The organism is Streptomyces sp. NPDC014734 (assembly GCF_043083325.1).
GTDB lineage: Bacteria > Actinomycetota > Actinomycetes > Streptomycetales > Streptomycetaceae > Streptomyces.
This window is the reverse complement of the sequence record NZ_JBIBYN010000005.1, coordinates 330,647-350,005: the sequence shown is the minus strand read 5'-3', so window position 1 is coordinate 350,005 and position 19,359 is coordinate 330,647. Positions and strand designations below refer to the sequence as shown.

Below are 19,359 nucleotides of genomic sequence, written 5' to 3'. Positions count from 1 at the left end.
ACGGCGGAGGATGTGGGGCGGGATGTGGCTGTGGTGGGGTCGTTGCGGCGTGGTGAGGGTGGGCTGGAGCGGTTCTGGCTGTCGTTGGGCGAGGCCTGGACGCGTGGTGTCGACGTCGACTGGGACGCCGTCTACGCGGGAACGGGTGCCCGACGCGTCGGCCTGCCCACCTACGCCTTCCAGCACCAGCGCTACTGGATCGAGGTTCCGGTCTCGACGGTGGGCGACGTGTCCTCCGCCGGACTCGGCGCCGCCGGGCACCCGCTGCTCGGCGCGGCCGTCGACCTCCCGGACTCGGACGGCGTCCTGCTGACCGGGAGGCTCTCCCTCCAGACCCACCCCTGGCTCGCCGACCACGCCGTCGCGGGCACCGTACTGGTGCCGGGCACCGCCTTCGTCGAACTTGCGGTGCGCGCGGGCGACCAGGTCGACTGCGATCTGGTGGAGGAACTGACACTGGAGGCGCCGCTGATCCTGCCGGAGCGCGGCGGGGTCCAGTTGCGGCTGCTCGTCGGAGCCGCCGACGCCACCGGGCGCCGGACCCTGGAGATCCACTCCCGCGCGGAACAGCGGGCGGGCGCGGAGGACCGGGCCGACCAGCCATGGAGCCGCAACGCCAGTGGCGTACTCGTGGCCGACGCGGCGGTGCGGCCGACCGGCGAACTCGCGGCCTGGCCGCCGCCGGACGCCGTCGCCGTCGACGTGGACCAACTGTACGAGCGGTTCGCGGACGGCGGGTTCGGCTACGGCCCGGCGTTCCGGGGCCTGCGCGCCGCCTGGCGCCGCGGTGACGAGGTCTTCGCCGAACTGCGGCTGCCGGACGGACAGCGTTCCGACGCCGCCCTGTTCGGGCTGCACCCGGCACTGCTGGACGCCGCGCTCCACGGGGTGCCGCTCGGCGACTTCCTCGGCGCGGAAACGGACGGCATCCGCCTGCCGTTCTCCTGGAGCGGCGTGGGTCTGCACGCCGCGGGCGCCTCGGCCGTGCGGGTGCGCGTCGCCCCGGCCGGGCCGGACGCGGTCGCCCTGACGGTGGCCGACGAGGCGGGCGGCCCGGTCATGACCGTCGACTCGCTGGTACTGCGGCGCATCGCCCCCGAGCAACTGCGCGCGGCCCGGATCGCCCACCACGACTCGCTGTTCCGGCTGGACTGGCCGTCACTGCCCGCCCCGGCCGTCGTGGCACGGACCACCACGCCGTGGGCGGTGGTCGGCGCCGACGGCGTGGGCCTGGGCGCCGCGCTGGAGGCGGCCGGGATCGGCTGCGAGCACCACACGGACCTGGCGGAACTCGCCGCACTGATCGCCTCCGGCAGGCCCGTGCCCGGACTCGTCCTGATCCCCTGTGCCGCGGAGACGACCGGAGACACGGCACAGGCGGCCGGGCGGGCCGCCCACGCCGTACTCGCCGACGTGCAGACCTGGCTCGCGGAGGAGGGTTTCGCCGGGACCAGGCTGGCGTTCGTCACCTGGGGCGCCGTCGCCACCACCGCCGACGCGGACGTGCCCGATCTGGCACACGCCCCCGTGTGGGGCCTGGTGCGCACCGCGCAGACGGAGAACCCGGACCGGTTCCTGCTCCTGGACCTGGACGACGACGAGGCGTCCGGGCAGGCACTGCCCGCCGCGGTGGCCTCCGGCGAGCCGCAGCTCGCACTCCGCGCCGGCGGCCTGCGCGTACCGCGGCTGACCCGGGTCGCGGACGAGACGCCCGAGCACACACCGCGGTTCGACCCGGAGGGCACGGTGCTGATCACCGGCGCCACCGGGGTCCTCGGCGGACTGCTGGCCCGGCATCTTGTCGCCGAGCACGGGGTGCGCCACCTGCTCCTCACCAGCAGGCGCGGCGACCGGGCCGCGGGCGTGCCCGAACTCGTCGCCGAACTGCGGGCGCACGGAGCCGAGGTGACCGTCGCGGCCTGTGACGCCGCCGACCGCGACGCACTGGCGCGGCTGCTCGCCGACGTTCCGGCGGACCGGCCGCTGCGGGCGGTGCTGCACACCGCCGGGGTGCTGGACGACGGGCTCATCCCCGCACTCACCCCGGACCGGATCGACAGCGTCTTCCGGCCGAAGGTGGACGCGGCGCGCAACCTGCACGAGCTGACCCGCGACCTCGACCTGACCGCGTTCGTGCTCTTCTCCTCGGCCGCCGGAACCTTCGGCGCACCGGGCCAGGGCAACTACGCGGCCGCCAACGTCTTCCTGGACGCGCTCGCCCGGCACCGGCGGGCCGCGGGACTGCCCGCGCTCTCGCTGGCCTGGGGCCTGTGGGAGCAGCGTTCGGCGATGACCGGCGACATGGCGGACGCGGACGTGCGGCGCATGGCCCGGTCCGGGATGGCGCCGCTGTCCTCGGCGGACGGACTTGAGCTGTTCGACGCGGCGTGGACGGCGTCCGCGGTGGACGGGGAGTCACTGCTGATCCCGTTGCACCTGGACCTCGGGCCGTTGCGCGCCCAGGCCGACGCGGGCGCGCTGCCCGCCGTCTTCCGGGGCCTGGTGCGCGGGGCCCGGCGGCGCACGGTCGAGGCCGCGCCCGTGGACCTCGCCGGCCCCTCGCTGGCGCAGCGGCTCGCCGGGCTCGCCGAGGCCGAGCGGGAAGGTGTGGTGCGGGAGCTGGTGTCCGCGCAGGCAGCGGTCGTCCTGGGCTTCGCGGACGCCGACGCGGTCGGGGCCGACCGCGGCTTCCTGGAGCTGGGCTTCGACTCGTTGACCGCGGTGGAGCTGCGCAACCGGCTCAACGCGGCAAGCGGGCTGCGGCTGCCCCCGACGCTGCTGTTCGACCACGGCACGCCCACCCTCGTCGCCCGGCACATGCTGGAGCACCTCGCCGACGCGGTGACCGGTTCCGTGGCCCCGGCGGACGCGGGGAAGGAGCCGGACGGCGGGGCCGGGCGGGACGGGGTGTTCGGTGCGATGCTGCGGGAGGCCGGGGAGTCCGGGCGGCAGGAGGAGTTCACCCGCCTGCTGATGGACGTCTCGCGTTTCCGGCCGTCCTTCGGCGCCGCCGCCGAGCTGACCCGGACCCCCGCCCCGGTGCGGCTCTCGCGCGGCGAGACGGAGTCGGCGCCGCCCGCGCTGATCTGCTTCTCGTCGATCCTGTCCATCTCGGGCCCGCACCAGTACGCGCGGTTCGCCGCCGGTTTCCGGGGCCACCGGGACGTCTGGGCCGCGGCCAACCCCGGCTTCGTCGCCGGGGAACAGCTCCCGGCGACCGCGGAGGCGGTCGTCGAGGTGCTGGCCGAGGCGGTGCTGCGGCAGGCGGACGGCGGCCCGTTCGTGCTGCTGGGCCACTCCTCGGGCGGCATGCTGGCCCACGAGGTGGCCGCGCGGCTGGAGAGCCGCGGCGTCTTCCCCGAGGGGGTCGTGCTGCTCGACATCTACTCCCACGACGCGGACGCGGCCACCGGCATCCAGCCCGGTCTGACCGCGGGGGTGGACGAGCGGAGCGAGAGCTACGTGCCGGTCGACGACGCCCGATTGCTGGCGATGGGCGCCTACTTCCGGCTCTTCGGCGCGTGGCGGCCGCGTGAGATCAAGACGCCGACGCTGCTGGTGCGGGCCGGGGAGCGGCTGTTCGACTGGACGCGTGGCGAGGGCGGTGACTGGCGCGCGTACTGGGACTCGGCGCACACCGTGCTGGACGTGCCCGGCAACCACTTCACCATGATGGAGGAGCACGCCGCGACGACCGCACGAGCCGTGACGGACTGGCTGGCGGCCTGACACAACGGCACGCGAAGAGGGCCGGAGCCCGCACCTCCCGAAATCTCGGGGGTGCGGGCTCCGGCCCTCTTCGCGTGCCGTCCGGTCGCGTCCACGGGCTCGACAGGCTCTCAGCGCCGGCGCGGCGGCCGGCCCCGCTTGGCGGGACCCACCCTGACCACCTCGAAGTTGGACTTGGTGCGGTCCAGGCGGTGGAAGAGGTTGTCGGGGCCGGTGATGCAGAGCCTCGTCACGCCGTCGGCCTTGAGGGCGTCGACCACCCTGGGCCAGTGGATGGGCCGGTCGAAGGTGTCCAGCAGCATGGTGCGCAGCTCGTCGGCGGTCCGGACGACCGTGCCGTCCTGGTCGGTGACGACCGGCAGCCCCGGATCGGCGAGTTCGTACTTCGGCAGGACGTCCTCCTCGACGCGGCGCCGCAGCTCCTTGAAGGCGGGCGCGTGCACCGCCGGTGCCATGGTGTACATCGAGTAGCCGCCGATCGCGCTGACCCGGCGCTTGAGCTCCGCCAGCTCCTTCTCCCGCAGGGAGACCATGCAGAAGCCCTCGTCGAGGTGGCCGGAGTAGTCGTACCATTCGCCGCGCTCGTCGAACTCGGCCAGCAGAAGGGCGAGTTCGTCCTGCGGGGTCCGGAAGAAGGTGTGCGTGACCGCGTCCCGGTACTCCTCGGTGAAGTACGCGATCTCGCAACGGGCCATCTCGGCGGTGAGCCTGACCAGTTCGGGGAAGGGCAGCGATCCGACGAACGCGGTGGCCGCCTTCTGGCCGAAGCTGGGGCCCACGCAGATCTCCGGGACGATGCCCAGCTCCTCGACCGCCCGGTCGGCCGAGGCCATCGAGTTGACGAGGAAGGCGATCTGTGTGGCCTCGGAGTAGTCGCCCTCGGAATCGCGGAGACGGTCGAAGACGGAGTACCCCAGCGCCTCGTCGGCCTCGGCCAGCCGCTTGCGGGCGAAGGGGTCGAGCACCAGGAACCTGCCCACCTCGGCGAAGGCGGACGGCCCCATGCCGGGGAAGACGAGGGCGGTCCTGGGCCGCCCGGCCGCGGTCTGCTCGGTTGCCGTCATGGTCGGTGTGTCCTCACTACTGGACGGGTGGGAGAAAACGCGTTCGAGGGGCCTGCGCGGGCAGGCCCCTCGTTGTCGTGCACAGGTGGTTCGCGGTCAGTCCTGCGCCCGCTTGTTGAATCCCCTGATGCCGATGAAGCCGTAGACCAGGCAGGCGACACCGATGGCGGAGATGCAGATCCACAACGGGATCGAGTCCGGGCCCTCGGGCGGCAGCAGCAGCCCGCGCATCGCCTCACTGACGTACGTCAGCGGGTTGAAGGCACACAGGATCTGGAACCAACGGATGTCCGACAGGCTCTGCCACGGGAACTGGGTGGCGCCGGTGAACATGATCGGGGTGAGCGTCATGGCGAAGACGATGCTGATGTGGCGCGGAGGTGCCAGGGTCCCCAGCGTCAGCCCGACACACCCGCCGACCAGACCACCGAGGCTCAGGATGCCCAGTGTCTGGGGGAGGGTGTGCAACGGCCAGGAGACGTTGTCCAGCAGCAGCAGCCCGATCGGGATCATGATCAGCGAACCGATGAGACCGCGGATCGCACCGAAGATCGCCTTCTCCACCGCCACCAGGGCGGTGGGGATCGGCGCCAGCAGCCGGTCCTCGATCTCCTTGGTCCAGGAGAAGTCGATGGCCAGCGGCAGTGCGGTGTTCTGCAACGCGACGAGGAAGCTGTTCAGCGCGACGACACCGGGCAGCAGCACCTGCTCGAAGCCGGGCGTGGTGTAGCCGAGTTCGCCCAGCACCTTGCCGAAGACGAACAGGATGAAGAACGGCTCGACCAGCACCTGGCCCAGGAACGGCGCGATCTCCCGGCCGGTGACGAAGATGTCCCGCCACAGGATGAAGCAGAACGTCCGCCAGCGGCCCGCCCGGCGCCGGTGCCGGCCGCCCTTGGCGCCCGGGGAACGGGCCGAGTCCATGGTCGTCTTCGGGCCGGCGGGGCCGGGCGGCCCGGCGGGGCCGGGCGTCGTGCCGACGACGGGCCCTGGCCCGGGCGCTGTCTTGTTCGCGGCGGGAACGGCGGTGATGACGAGGGTGTCCGCGCCGGACGGCTTGTCGCCCGTGCCGGACGTTGCCGCACCGGCGGCCCCACCGCCGGAGGGCCTGGCGCCCCCGGCAGGCGTGGAAGGGGTCGCGGAGGTGGTCATCGCAGCTCTCTTCCGGTCAGCTCGACGAAGACGTCTTCCAAGGTCGCCTGGCTGACACTCAGATCCTTGATCCCGCAACCGGCGTCGGTGAGGGCCTTGATGGACGTGGGCAGGATGGCCGAGGACGGCGCATCGCTGTAGACCTTGAGCCGGACGCTGTTGTCGATGCTCGCCCCGCCTTCCAGCAGGCTGTCCACCAGGGCGTCGTCATCCTGCTGGAACGTCTCGACCCGTGCCACGCCCCGGATGCTGCGGATCAGCGAGAGCGCGTGGTCAAGGCCGTTGGACGGCGGATGCACCGTGACGGTCAGCGCGGTGTCGCTGATGGTGTCGACCAGCGCCTGCGGGGTGTCGAGCGCCAACAGCTTGCCGTGGTCGACGATCCCGACCCGGTCGCACAGCTTGGCCGCCTCTTCCATGTTGTGCGTGGTGATGACCACCGTGACGCCGCGCTCCTTGAGCTCGGCCACCCGCTCGTGGACGAAGATCTGCGACTGCGGGTCGAGGCCGGTGGCCGGCTCGTCCAGGAACAGCACTCTCGGACGGTGCATCAGCGCACGGGCGATCATCACCCGCTGCGCCTGACCGCCGGAGACCTGATCCGCCCGGGCGTCGCCGTGGTCGGCCAGACCCACCCACTCCAGACTCTCGTCGGCGAGCTTGTTGCGCTCCACCCGAGACAGCCCGTGGTACCCGGCGTGGAACGTCAGGTTCTGGCGGATGGTCAGGGAACGGTCGAGGTTGTTCCGCTGCGGCACGACGGCGAAGGACTGACGGGCCACGGCCGGTTTGGCCACCACGTCGACCCCCTGCACGAACGCCCGCCCGCCGGTCGGCGCGACCCGGGTGGTGAGGATGCCGATGGTGGTGGTCTTGCCGGCCCCGTTGGGCCCGAGGAACCCGAAGACCTCGCCGTGGTTGACCGTGAAACTCAGATCGTCCACCGCGGGTGCGGGGCGGCCGGAATAATGCTTTTTGAGGCCGTCGACGATGACGGCGAAATCCATGGTGTGTGATGTATCCATCGATGCCTGTGTATCGGACGGAACACGAGACGGCAGCGCGGTGTTGTGCCAGAACAGACCAAAGGCGACCTGCTGCGCTGTCGCGCACCGATTATGGGATTACGGAAAACGTACGTGTCCAGTTCTAACACGCACCGTGAACCCGACGGCAGGGGTGACCTCGACAACTAGGGGCCGCCCGCTCGGATTAGGGGGTCCTAGGGGAGTGCCGGGTATGGGCGGTGAATTCATCAATTTACACCTCTGGCACCCCTGCGGCGACGATGGAATACCCCGCGTCGAGCGGACGCAACCACGTACCCGGGATAGCGGTTACTAGGGGTTGTGGCACCCGGATGCGGACTCGTAGCCTTGCGGCGTGAGCGCTTCGAATAGCTCTTTACCGAACGGCCCTTTACCGAAAGTAATGGCAAGGGGGAGGGTGGGTAACGCGTCGAGGCTTCGCGGCGACGACGGCAAGGTGTAGATCCACTCATGAAGGCATCGACCACCGGGACGACCGGCGCCACAGACGCCGACGGGGTCAACCGGCATCGGGGATGTATTCGTTGAGCCAGGTCGAGCCCGATGGTGTCAACCTCATTCGGATCGTGCAGCCGGAGACGCCCAGCAGCTTCCGGCTGATCTGCTTTCCCGAATGCGCCGATTCCACCGCGTATTTCCTTTCCCTCTCGGAGCTGCTCCTGCCCACAGTGGAGGTGCTCGTGGTCCAGTACCTGCCCGACATCGACGGTGGACAGGGCGACCACGTCGCCGACTCGCCGGAACTGGTGGACCGGGTCCTCGACGTCCTGGGGGAGTGGACCGGCCGGCCCGTCGCGCTCTTCGGCCACCGGGCCGGAGCCGCCCTCGCCTACCGCGTCGCCGAACGCCTGGAACGGGAGTCGGAGTCGGCGGTGCTCACCCTGTTCGTCTCCGGGAGCGCCGCGCAGCGGGACCCCGGCCGACGGGACACCCCACTGGGCCCGCCGGTACTCGCCTGCCGTGTCGTCGCGCTCGCCGGTGAACGCGACCCGAAGACCCCGCTGCACGCCGTACGGGCCTGGCGGCGGTGCACCCGCGGACGGTTCGACCTCGAAGTGTTCCCCGGGGCCCGCGGCTGTCTCGACGCGAGCCGGAGAGAGGTCGTCAATCTGGTGCACGACCAGTTGCTCTCCCAGTCAAACCTCGATGCCGAGTGGGAAATCGGCGCCGACGACAAGGGCGTCCAGGGGCCGTAAGGGTCCGCGGCTGCCCGTACTCCACAGAGGAAGAGGAAGAGTACGACCGATGACCGCGAAGATCTTTGCAGTCGACTCGGCGCAGACCCTCGCAGATTTCGAGCAGGACGCGCTGCGTGTGGCCGATGTGATCCGTGAGCGCGGGGTGTCCGAGGGCGACCGCGTCATTCTCAAGGCGGGCAACTCCGCCGCCTACGTCAGCGTGCTGTTCGCACTGATGCACGTGGGTGCCTCCATCGTGCTGGTGGACCAGCAGGAACACGCCGCCGAGACCCGCCGCATCGCGCTGCGCACCGGCGCCGTCATGGCACTGGTCGACGACGACGCGCCGATCGACGAAGAGACCCGTGCCGTACACCTCTACGAGCTGATCGCCCCCGCCGTCGGCCGCCCGATCGGCGCCGGCCTGCGGCTGGACTTCACCCCATGGGGAAGCCGGCCCGACGGCCTCATCATGTGGACCTCGGGCTCCACCGGCCGGCCCAAGGCCGCCGTCAAGTCGGGCGCCAAATTCCTGAAGAACCTGGAACGCAACGCGGACCAGGTGGGCCACCGGCCGGACGACGTCCTGATGCCGCTGCTGCCCTTCGCCCACCAGTACGGTCTTTCCATGGTGCTGATCGCCTGGATACGGCAGTGCTCGCTGGTCATCGCCCCGTACAAGCGGCTCGACCGCGCGGTGCAGCTCGCCGGACGGACCGGCGCCACCGTCGTCGACGCCACCCCCTCCAGCTACCGTTCCATCCTCAACCTGGTCCGCCGCAAACCCGCGCTGCGCGCCCAGCTTGAGTCGGTGCGGATGTTCTGCTCCGGCGCCGCCCCGCTGGACGGCACGCTCTCCGACCGCTACGTCGACGAGTTCGGGCTGTCGCTGCTGGACAGCTACGGCTCCACCGAACTCGGCAACATCGCGTTCGCCACCCTCGACAACCCGGTCTCCTGCGGCCGGGCCATGGACGGCATCAAGCTGCGGATCGTGGACGAGGACGGGATCCCGGTGTCTCCCGGGGAGGCCGGAGAGATCGAGGTCGACACCCCGGACGCGCTGGAGGGCCACCTGGCCGAGGACGGCGGCATCGACTCGTTCCCCACCGGCTGGCAGACCACCGGCGACCTCGGATACCTCGACGCGCAGGACAACCTCTACGTCCTGGGCCGCAAGTTCGCCGTCCACCGCATGGGATACACGCTCTACCCCGAGCTCATCGAGCGCAAGGCCGCCGTCTCGCACATATCCACCCGCATCGTTCCGCTCCCCGACGACCGACGCGGCGCGCAACTCGTCTTCTTCGTCGAGGACGAGGAACTGCGCGAGGCATCGCACTGGCGCGACCGGCTGTGCGAGGTACTGCCCGCCTACGAACAGCCCAACCGGGTCGTGGTGCTGGAGTCGTTCCCGCTCAACCGCAACGGCAAGCCGGACAAGAAGGCGCTGGAGAAACTGGCCGGGGAACAGCCGTAACCGTACGGCCCCGGACGGCGAGGACGAGGGAGCCGGTGGCGGATCACCGCCGCCACCGGCTCCCTCTCCCGTGCCGGTGCCCGTGACGGAAGGCCCCGGCGGACGATCAGCCGTACGGCAGCTCCACCGGCGCCAGCGCGTGGAACAGATCGCCGGGGCCCGGATTGTCCGCATGGGTGACCCCACCGAGGTGGTTCAGCACCCCCCACACCGCGTTGAGGGCCGTGGTCACCGCGCCCTCGGCGAAGCCCGCGGTCCAGGACACGTCGTCGCCGCACAGGAAGAAGCCGCGCTGCGCCGCCTCCATGTCCTCCTGCGCGAACTGGGTGAAAAGCCGTCGCTGATAGCGGTACTGACCGGGAAGGTTGGACTTGAACGCGCCCATGAAGCGCGGCTCGGTCTCCCAGGTCACGGCCAGCGGCTCCGCGATGACATGGGAACGTATGTCGACGTCCGGATACACCTCCGCCAGCCGGGACAGCAGCACCTCCAGCCGTTCCTCGGCGCGGAGCGTGGCGACCTTCAGGGAGTCGTCGTTCCAGGTGTACGACAGGCACATCACACCGGGACGGTCCGGGCCCTCGTCGAAGAGGTAGACCCCGCGCGGCATGCGGTCGGTCAGCGTCATGCTCATCGCATCGGCGCCGGTGACCGGATCACGGTCCCGCCAGAACGGGCGGTCGACCAGCACGAACAGCTTGGACGCCCCCATGTAGTGGGTGCGCTCCACCGCCGTCCAGTGCCCGGTGGGCAGCAGCGCGGGGTCGCAGTCGACGCGGTTGAGCAGCGCCCACACATGCGGGCTGAACACGACGGCGGGGAAATCCCGGGCCCGGCCGCTCTCGTCGGTGACCCGGATGCCCTCGGCGGTGCGCCGCAGCCGGGTGACCGCGGGCAGGGGCCGGCCGTCCGGATGCAACGAGGCGACCGAGGTGCCCCGCGGCCAGTGCGCGAGTCGCCGCGGCCGGTGTTCCCACAGCCCCATCGGCACCTGCTGGGAGCCGCCCTCGATGATCCGGTGGTTGTCGTCCGCCTCGGTGAAGACGACGCGCAGGATCTCCAGCACCGAGTTGGGGAAGTCGGTGTCCCAGCCGCCGGTGCCGAAGCCGACCTGTCCGAAGATCTCCCGGTGACGGAAGGACTGGAAGGCGCCCGAGGTCGCCAGGAAACCGTAGAAGGACTGGTCGTCGTAGTCCCGCACCAGCCGGTTCCAGACCGCCTTGAGCGTCTCCACGTCCCGTCGCCGGATGGCGTCGCGGACCGTCGAGAGCTCGGCGCGCTCCTGGAGCGCCTTCTCCCAGGCGTCGGCGACCTCCTGGTAGACGCCGGGCAGTTCGGCCACGGAGGACGCCCGGTGCCGGGCGCCGTTCAGGTCGATCAGGGTGCTCGGGGTGGACGGCGCCAGCGGATTGGGGAACGGGCGGGTCCGCAGCCCGAGCAGGTCGATGTAGTGGAACAGCGAGCGCGCGGAGACCGGGAAGCGCATGGCCCCCATCTCCGCCACGTGCTCCGGATGCCCGGGAAAGGGAACCGAGCGCATCCGCCCGCCCAGCTGCTCGGCCTCGTAGAGCACCGGACGCAGTCCCAGCCGCATCAGTTCGTACGCGGCCGTCGAACCGGCCATCCCACCGCCCACCACGGCGACCTCGGTACCCGCCGCAGCGGCGGGAAGCGTGCCGAGACCCGCCGGATGACGCAGCCAACTGTCGTACGAGAAAGGGAAATCCGGCACGAGCATCGTCGTCGCAGCCGTAGTGGCTGACGTCATGGGAGAACCTCTCGGGGGCGTGCCGAAGACGATCTCACGCTAGGGGCGGGCCGATCGGGGCAACAACCCCTAGCCGCCCCTTGGCGACGTGCCACGAACGGTCGGGGCACGTCGCCGGAAGGGTACGGGGACGCTCTACGCGGTGTGCGCCACGTCGGCGCCCAGACCGGCCGGCAGATCACGCCGCTGACTGATGTTGATCTTCCGGTAGACACGGGTGAGGTGCTGTTCCACGGTACTGATCGTGATGAACAGCTTGGCCGCTATCTCACGGTTCGTGTACCCGGAGGCGGCCAGTGCCGCGACCCGCCGCTCGGCGTCGGACAGGCAGGAGAACCCGGCCCCGGGCTCGCCGCCCACCGGCCCCGCGCCGACCGTCTCGGCCGGCCCCCGGCCAGGGGTGCGCTGGAGCGAGCGGGAGAGCTCCTCGGCGCCGCAGCCGTCCGCCAGCCGCCAGGCCCGACGGGTCATCAGCCGGCTCTGGTCCGCGTCCTCCAGCTGCTTGTGCGCCTCGGCGAGCTGCGCCATCGTGCGCGCCATCCCGTACCAGCTGTCGCCGCTCTGCAGCAGGTCGAGCGCCTGCTGGAGCAGCGCGGGCTGCTCGGCGACCGGCCGGGTCGCGGCGAGCACGTACAGCGACGAACCGCGGGTGCGGGGCAGCGAGGGGGGAGCCAGGTCGAGCTGCTCCTGTGCGATCCGCGCCGCCTTCTCCTTGTGTCCCAGCGCCAGCCAGGTCTCGGCGATGCCCAGCCGCCAGGGCACCACGGAGGGGGAGTCCAGACCCCAGGCGGTCATCCTCTCGCCGCAGGCGCGCAGGTCGGTGAGGGCCGCGTGGTGGCGGCCGGTGGCGAGCTGGTGCATCCCGCGGGCATACAGGTAGTGCAGCCCGAACCGGGTCTGGAACAGCGCCTCGGGCACCGGGCGGGCCAGCAGTCTGCCGACCGCGTCGTGCTGGCCCATGGCGGTGCGCGCCTCGACCAGCACCGCCAGCGGCATGCCCACGTTCACCCCCCAACCGCGTGCGGGCAACTGCTCCAGGGCGCCTTCCGCGTACCGTGCCGCGTCGTGGAGCCGGCCCCTGCGCAGCGAGATCTGGCCGCGGACGGCCTCGAAGTCGGCGAGCCACGCCCGGGTGAAGCGGTCCCCGGCCTCCGCCAGCACCCTGTCGCACCAGGTGGCCGCGGCGGAGAGGCGGTCCCCGTAGATCAGCGTGCGCAGCGCGGCACGGAGCGCGTACGCCGTCCGCTCGTTCAGCCGGGTGTTCTCCAGCACCCGTTCGGCGGCCTGCACGGCGGAGTCGTCGGCGGCGTCCGTCATGACCTGCCGCAGGGCGGTCAGGGCGGTGATCTCGGGGGTGTCGGCGACGTCGGGGTCCGGTGTCCGGCCGAGGCCCCGGCGCCGTCCCTCGCCCTCGACGACGCGCCGCAGCTCCTGGAACTCCCGCAGCTCGGGGGCGCCGGGGTAGGTGCAGGACATGTTCAGTCCGAGGGTGCGCAGCTCCGCGGCCAGGTCCGGGCCGGGAGCCCCGTCCAGGGCCCGGGTGACCTGCCCGATGGCGGCGGCCGCGTCGTCCAGCGAGCCGATGCGCAGCAGCCCGGTGGCCACGCGCAGGGTGTGCAGGGGCGGAAGCAGCCCCTCGCGTGCCGGCGCGGCCAGCGACTGGATCCGCCGTCCCTGCGTCAGTGGTTTGACCCGCCACAGCGCGTCGGCGAGTGTCGCCTGGATGATGAGTGATTCCTGTTCGTCCGTGCAGCACCGTCTCGCCAGTTGCAGACAGCGGACGGCGAACTCGGGCCGGTCCTCGGCGAGCGCGAGCCGGGCCGCCTCCCGCAGGGCTTGCGACACCCACTCCTCGTTCGGTGCCGCCGCCTCGTGGCTCAGCAGTTGTTCGGCGACGTCGGTGGGGTCGGCGTCCTCCTGGTGCAGCAGACGCGCCGCCCGGCGGTGCAGCCGGCCGAGCTCCTCGCCGGGCAGGTCGTCCAGCAGCACGGTCCGGACCTCCTCGCACCGGAACCCGGTGTCCTTGAGGATGCCCGCCTCGCCGAGGGCGGCCACGGACTGCCGCACCGTGCGCTCGTCCCTCTCGACCAGACTGCTCAGCAGCCGGGGGGAGGTGGCGTCGCCGAGGAGCGCGATGCCCTGGGCGATGCGCAGCCGGTCCGCGCCGCCGCAGCGGTGCACGCACGACAGGGCCGCCTGCCGGAACATCTCCCCGACCACCGGGCCGTCGTCCGTGCCGTCCCCGGACGTGTCCCGGTGCTGGTCGCGGGCGAGCCGGGAAAGGCGGTCCTCCAGCAGGCTGCGCAGCAGCAGCGGGTTGCCGCCGGTGGTGGCGTGGAAGGCGGCGGTGTGGCGTCGTGCGACCTCGGCGCCGAGTTCCTCGGTCAGCAGCCGGGAGACGCCCGCGACGGTGAGCGGACCCAGCCGTACGTGGCAGATCTGCCGCTGTTGCAGCAGTTCGTACAGGGTGGTGGGGGCGGCGTGCCCGGCCCTCGGACGGTGGGTGACCACCGTGGTCAGTGCCATGCCGCGGCAGCGGCGCACGGTGTAGGCCAGGCACTGGAGCGACTGGGCGTCGGCGAACTGCACGTCATCGATGGCGATCAACAGCGGTCCGGATTCGGCAAGGCCGGTGATCACGCGGTGAAAGCCCTGGAGCACGCCCAGCGGTACCTGCCCCGGTTCCTCGTCCCCGGCGACCGCGAACTCCGGTCCGAGCAGTGGTGAGGACGCCCCGCGCAGCAATTGCTCCAGCACCGCGTAGGGAAAGTCCTGTTCCGACGCGCACGCGACGGCGCTCAGCAGCCGGACGCCTTTCGCGGCGGCGTTGTCGGAAACCTGATTGAGCAGTTCCGTCCTGCCCGAGGCAACGGTACCGCTGATGACGCCGAGCCCGCCCGTTTCGCCGCCCTCCCCGGCGAACAGCCGGGTGAGCCGAACTATTTCCTCGTCGCGCTCCACCAACACCTGCGTGAACTCCTTCCCCCGATAAAGACTTTCCGGGGGCGCGATAGGTCCTCGCGCACTCTGCGCACATGCGATTCATCCACGGATATCCGGGACCGAAGAAAGCGCGCTCCCCGTACTCAGAACTGCCCATGCCCTCGGGCCCGCCCCGACTCCTTCCGGTATTGAGCTGTGCCGGCGGCGTGATGCTCCGGTCAAGAGCACCCGGCCCTCGGCGGCGGGACGTACACCAGGCCGTGTTTGCAAACCTGTTGTCCCGAGAGGCTGAGGGGACTGTAGCAGTGTCCGACCCCCCGGTCGTAGGTCGTCCATTTCACGGTTTGTGACGAATCCGCGATGGGTAACGATGGGCTCGAATGTGTCCTTGACAGTCGTACATCGGGCTCCGCGAAGCCCGTCGAGCACGTCATCCCGCATGTCACGGCGTCGGATTCGAGCCGGTGAACCGCTGTCGGAGCGTCGATTTCCACGCACCACTGGCTGATTTCTCCACCATTGCTTCACGGCCGTCGGGCAGTAGCTCCATCACCAGTTCACGTGAAAGTTACGACAGGCGAAAATCGGCCCTTCCCCGGGGCGGGGTTCACCCTGTGCCCTTTTCTGTGCCAATAACCTGGTCCGCGTCGATGTGTGGACAGGAGTGGGGCCATATCCACTACGTCCGGTCGACGTTCCCGGGATCGCGGTCCGTCCCGCGCGGTCCGCGGGGCCGGGCGGGCGTCGTGCCCGGCCGGGAGGGATCGGGCAGCTGTCGCGGTTCGCCGTCGGCGTCCTCGGGGCGTCGCGTCACGGTCCGACGGGTTCGCGGGGGGAGGGACTCGTCATACGTCGGCGGGGCCGCGCGGCTGTCCGCGCGGCCCCGCCGGGGACGAGGTGTTCTTCGGCGCCGGGGCGCCCCGGATCAGGGGGCCGCCGGGGCGGGAGCCGTCTCCCGGAGCCAGGTCCAGGTGTCCGCCACCGTTTCGGTGACGGGGCGGCAGGCCAGGCCGGTGGCCAGGGCGCGGGTGACATCGCCGCGGTGCAGCGCGTCGTGGAGTTCACCGCCCGGCGGCCACCAGATCGGCAGGTCGCTCCAGGGGGAGACACCGGCCGCCGCGACGGTGTCCGGGCCGGTCCACACCAGCGCGGTGTCCGAGCCGGTGACGGCGACACACGCGTCGAGCAGGTCGCCCATCGTCGTGTGTCCCGGCGGGCTCACCACGTTGAACGGGCCGTGCAGCCCGGCCTCCAGGGCGTCGAGGGTCCATATCGCCAGGTCGCGGGCGTCGATGTACTGGAGCGGGGTGTCGCGCGGTCCCGGGGCCAGCAGCGGACCGCCCCGGGAGATCCGGTCCAGCCACCACGGCAGACGGCCGCAGTTCTCGCGCGGACCGAGGATCAGCCCGGCGCGCAGGAGCAGGGTGCGTTCCGGGCCGAACTCCCGCAGGACGGCCAACTCCGCGCCCCGCTTGTCCGCGGCGTAGTCGTCCGCCTCCGCGTCCGGGTCCCCTGCCACGAGCGGGCCGTCCTCGTCGAGCCCCGCCGGGATCGGCCACGCGTACACCGAGCGGCTTGACACGAAGGCGTAGCGGCCGACGCGGCCGACGAGCAGCCGGGCCGCGTCCCGGACGACGCGGGGCGCCGACGACCAGGTGTCGACGACGGCGTCCCACGTGCCGGTGGCGAGCGCGGACAGACCGTCCGGCGCGGTGCGGTCCCCGTGGAGAACGGTCACCCCCGGGGGCGGTGGGTGCTCACCGCGGTGGAGGACCGTCACGTCCCAGCCCCGGTCGCGGGCGGCCTCGGCGATCGAGCGGCCCGCGAAATCGGTACCGCCGAGCAGCAGCAGTCTCACAGCTCATCCTCCATCCGGTTCGGGTCGGGCGGGGGTCGCCCGACGGTCCTCGACGGCCTTTCAGCCGGAGGTCCGGGCGCGGTACGCCTCGAAGCGCCCGGCGATCTCGACGGCGCGGTCCCGGGCCTCCGGGAGCTTCATCTCGGCGCAGGCGTAACCGAGTTCCTCGGTCATGACCGCCATCGCCGACGGCTCGAAGACGACCGTGCCGTCGGCGCGGATCTCGCTGATGCCGTCCTGCACCTGGCCCGAGACGTTGATGGCGTGCGCCTGCTCCTCCGTCATGCCGTCCGGCAGCAGCCTGCGGAACTTGCCGGACTCGATCGCCACCGGGCCGCCGCCGAGCGCGCCGTCCGCCCCGGGCGCGTGGACGAGCGCGTCCCGCCCGTCGGCCAGCGGCTCCAGCACACTGAGCGCGGACGCCGCGGTCATCGCCTGACCGGGCAGGCCGCCGGTGCGGCGGTACCGGGCGGGCAGCCGGTTCAGCAGGGCCGGGACGTCGAGTTCCGCCGTGATGTCGCGGCCGTCCACGCGAACGCCCAGGCCCATCGCCGCGGAACCGCTGTCGCCGTGGCGGGACAGCCGGTGCGAGACGTAGTGGTGGGCGACCAGCCGCACCTCGACGTCCGAGGGATCGCGGCCCAGTTCGTCTGCCACGGCGGCGGTGATGCCCGGCACGTTGTTGGCGACGTTGCCGATGCCGATGTCCGGGGACAGACCGACCGCGGCGAGCGCCGGGTGCACGGCGTCCGGGTAGGCGGCGTTGACGACGACCGCCTCCGTCCCCGACAGCCGCACGGCCTCCATGGCCTGCATCACCGGTACCAGGTGCATCGGCAGCCAGGGACCGTAGTTCGCGGCGTACACCCGCTTGAACGCCGACTCCTCCAGCGTGGAGATGACCCACCACGACTGGAGGCTGACCGCGAGGAAGAGGACGTCCGGGCCGAACGCGGTTATCCGCTCCGCGGTGCGCGCCGCATCCGTCACATCGGTCACGGCATGGCTGATGGTGGGGGTGTGACCGCGCTGCAGGCCGCAGAAGCGGGCCAGGTTGGCGGCCCGCAGCACCGTCTCCTCGTCCCGGCCGACCAGTTGGACGTGCCGGCGCCGGTCGCCGCGCGCGAGTTCGTGGAAGACCCGGCGGCCGAGATCCCCGGCGCCCAGGACCATGATCTTGCGTGTGGTGTTCACGAAGTACCTCCGAGGGGAGCGCTGACACGGGCGTGCGGGGCGGTGGCCGGACGGCGCACGGCGGCGACCAGGGCGGGCAGGTCGCGCATCGACCGGAGGACGACGGCGCCGTCGCGGTGCGGTCCCGTCGCCGGATCGGCGGCGTACTGCAGGACCCGCATACCGGCGTCGAGCGCGGCGTCCACGCCGACGGGGCTGTCCTCGACCACGACACAGTCGTCGACGGCGGCGCCGCACCGCTCGGCCGCCCACAGGAACAGCTTCGGATCCGGCTTCCAGGCCCCGACGTCGTACGCGGAGAAGAGCCGCCCTTCGAAGTGGTGCAGGATGCCCGCCTTCGTCAGCCGGCTCGTGATGATCTCCAGCGGGCTGTTGGAGGCGACGCACAGGCCGGTGTGCGCCAGGGCGCCGAGTGCGTCGAGCGCCTCCGCGACACCCGCGAGGGGCTCCAGCCGGTCGCCGATCAGCTCCTCGCACCTGGCGCGGGCCAGCCCGATCGCGTCCGGCGGCGGAGCCGTCGCGGTGAGCTCCTCCATCAGGTCCAGGCATTCCTGCATCTTCTTGCCGGAGAACAGTTCGTCACGCCGTTCCCTGCCGAGGGACAGACCCATCAGTTCACCGATGTGGGCCAGTGCGCCGTTCTCGGCGTCCTGCGTGTCGACGAGGACCCCGTCCAGGTCGCAGATGACGAGCAGTTCACTCATAGTCGATCCAGTCCACGTTCTCGATGGCGGCCACGGTGGCGGCCAGGTCCTGGTGGGTCGCGGCCGTGCCGATGACGGCCGCGGCGTTGCCGCGTGCGCCGATGCGCCAGTCCACCGACGCGCCGGGTTCGGTCAGTACGGTCACCCGGTCGACGTCCGGCAGCCTCCGCAGCGCCGAGACGTTGCGGATCGACCCCACCCGGTGTGCGCCGGCGGGCGGTACGACCAGGTAGTGGAAGGCGATCGGCCCGTCCTTCCTGATCTCCGGCGTCTCGTACGGCCGGCCGAGCGCGGCGGCCACGGCGACCCGAGCCGGGTCCGAGGTGCCGGAACGGACGGCCAGATCGTCCACCCAGGCGCCGAGCCTGCCGTTGACCTCGATGACCCGGGGGCCGTCGGCGGTCAGCTTGATCTCGACATCGGCGACACCGTGGACGTTCAGGGCCCGCACCGCACGGCACGCCAGCTCCCGCACGGCACGCTCGTCGTCCTCGGACACCATCGAGAAGCCGCCGTAACCACCGCGCTCCCGGAAGGGGTGTGCCAGCGCGAACTTGCTGGTGACGAAGACCGGCCGGACGTCGTCCCCGTCCGCCACGCAGTCCACGGCGATGTAGTCGCCCCACGGTGCCGGGGTCGGCCGCCCGACCAGCAACTCCTCGATCATCACGGCCGTCTCGACGGGACCGTCGCCGCTCGCGTCGAAGACCTCCGCGACGGCGGCGCGGCACTCCTGAGGGGTCGTCACCGCCCGGGTGTTGCGGCTGGAGGCGCCGATGACGGGCTTGATGATGGCCGGCAGTCCGACGTGCGCGACGGCGTCGTCCACCCGGTCGGCCGAGGTGATGGTGCGGAAGCGGACCGTGTCGACACCCGCCTCCGCGAAACGGGCGCGCTGGAGGTCCTTGTGCGTGATGGCGTCCACATCCGCCGGACGGTGGTAGCGCAGGCCGAGCGCGGCGGCGAGCCGGACGGTGGCGGCGATCCGGAACTCGCTGAAGGTGATGATGCCCGCCGGGTCGAGGGCGCGCAGGGTCTCGACGGTCTCCGCCTCGGTGAGGCCCGCGGTGTCCACCACCGTGCCGACCGTCTCCAGGGTCGGGACCATCTCCCGCGCGTGGTCCGTGTCGGCGACGACGAACACCAGTGCGCAGCCCACCTCCCGGGCGGCCTGCGCCAGCCGGGTCGGCGCGAGGCTGCCGGTGTCGTAGACGACGAGTAGCACCGCTTGGTCACTCAT

General features: G+C 71.7%; 12 protein-coding genes. 3 read left to right on the top strand and 9 right to left on the bottom strand.

Going from position 1 to position 19,359, the window contains the following annotated elements; genetic code table 11:
• Window positions 1-24 precede the first annotated feature (24 nt).
• Complete coding sequence (locus ACF1CT_RS12030; RefSeq protein ID WP_391783700.1) at window positions 25-3,729, top strand: type I polyketide synthase; 3,705 nt, start codon at window positions 25-27, stop codon at window positions 3,727-3,729.
• Between the two features lie 110 nt (window positions 3,730-3,839).
• Here the strand turns inward: ACF1CT_RS12030 and ACF1CT_RS12025 are convergent, their stop codons facing one another.
• The 3 genes from ACF1CT_RS12025 to ACF1CT_RS12015 all read right to left on the bottom strand — a co-directional run bounded on the left by ACF1CT_RS12025 (window position 3,840) and on the right by ACF1CT_RS12015 (window position 6,970).
• Window positions 3,840-4,793, bottom strand: a complete 954-nt coding sequence (locus ACF1CT_RS12025; RefSeq protein WP_391783699.1) for an ACP S-malonyltransferase — start codon at window positions 4,791-4,793, stop codon at window positions 3,840-3,842.
• Between the two features lie 96 nt (window positions 4,794-4,889).
• On the bottom strand, window positions 4,890-5,945 hold the full coding sequence (locus tag ACF1CT_RS12020; RefSeq protein WP_391783698.1) for an ABC transporter permease: 1,056 nt from the start codon (window positions 5,943-5,945) through the stop codon (window positions 4,890-4,892).
• A complete protein-coding gene (locus tag ACF1CT_RS12015; RefSeq protein WP_391783697.1) occupies window positions 5,942-6,970 on the bottom strand; it encodes an ABC transporter ATP-binding protein in 1,029 nt (342 codons plus the stop codon). Before ACF1CT_RS12015 ends, ACF1CT_RS12020 begins: the two co-directional genes overlap by 4 nt.
• Window positions 6,971-7,509: 539 nt before the next feature.
• Between ACF1CT_RS12015 and ACF1CT_RS12010 the strand changes: the two genes are divergently transcribed.
• Together ACF1CT_RS12010 and ACF1CT_RS12005 are read left to right on the top strand one after the other, a co-directional pair.
• A complete protein-coding gene (locus tag ACF1CT_RS12010) occupies window positions 7,510-8,190 on the top strand; it encodes a thioesterase II family protein (RefSeq protein ID WP_391783696.1) in 681 nt (226 codons plus the stop codon).
• Window positions 8,191-8,239: 49 nt separating this feature from the next.
• Window positions 8,240-9,652: a class I adenylate-forming enzyme family protein gene (locus ACF1CT_RS12005; protein WP_391783695.1), complete on the top strand. Its 1,413-nt coding sequence runs from the start codon at window positions 8,240-8,242 to the stop codon at window positions 9,650-9,652.
• 106 nt (window positions 9,653-9,758) lie between these two features.
• Here the strand turns inward: ACF1CT_RS12005 and ACF1CT_RS12000 are convergent, their stop codons facing one another.
• From ACF1CT_RS12000 to ACF1CT_RS11975, 6 genes are all read right to left on the bottom strand, one after another.
• Window positions 9,759-11,420 carry a flavin monoamine oxidase family protein gene (locus ACF1CT_RS12000; protein ID WP_391783694.1) on the bottom strand — a complete coding sequence of 554 codons (1,662 nt, stop codon included), beginning with the start codon at window positions 11,418-11,420 and terminating at the stop codon, window positions 9,759-9,761.
• Window positions 11,421-11,555: 135 nt separating this feature from the next.
• The gene (locus ACF1CT_RS11995) at window positions 11,556-14,387 is read right to left on the bottom strand and encodes a LuxR C-terminal-related transcriptional regulator (protein WP_391783693.1); all 2,832 of its coding nucleotides are present in this window, start codon (window positions 14,385-14,387) and stop codon (window positions 11,556-11,558) included.
• Between the two features lie 901 nt (window positions 14,388-15,288).
• Window positions 15,289-16,221, bottom strand: a complete 933-nt coding sequence (locus ACF1CT_RS11990; protein WP_391783692.1) for an NAD-dependent epimerase/dehydratase family protein — start codon at window positions 16,219-16,221, stop codon at window positions 15,289-15,291.
• 60 nt (window positions 16,222-16,281) lie between these two features.
• A complete protein-coding gene (locus ACF1CT_RS11985) occupies window positions 16,282-17,415 on the bottom strand; it encodes a hypothetical protein (RefSeq protein WP_391783691.1) in 1,134 nt (377 codons plus the stop codon).
• Window positions 17,412-18,119 carry an HAD family hydrolase gene (locus ACF1CT_RS11980; RefSeq protein WP_391783690.1) on the bottom strand — a complete coding sequence of 236 codons (708 nt, stop codon included), beginning with the start codon at window positions 18,117-18,119 and terminating at the stop codon, window positions 17,412-17,414. Before ACF1CT_RS11980 ends, ACF1CT_RS11985 begins: the two co-directional genes overlap by 4 nt.
• Window positions 18,112-19,359 carry an acetyl-CoA carboxylase biotin carboxylase subunit family protein gene (locus tag ACF1CT_RS11975; RefSeq protein ID WP_391783689.1) on the bottom strand — a complete coding sequence of 416 codons (1,248 nt, stop codon included), beginning with the start codon at window positions 19,357-19,359 and terminating at the stop codon, window positions 18,112-18,114. Before ACF1CT_RS11975 ends, ACF1CT_RS11980 begins: the two co-directional genes overlap by 8 nt.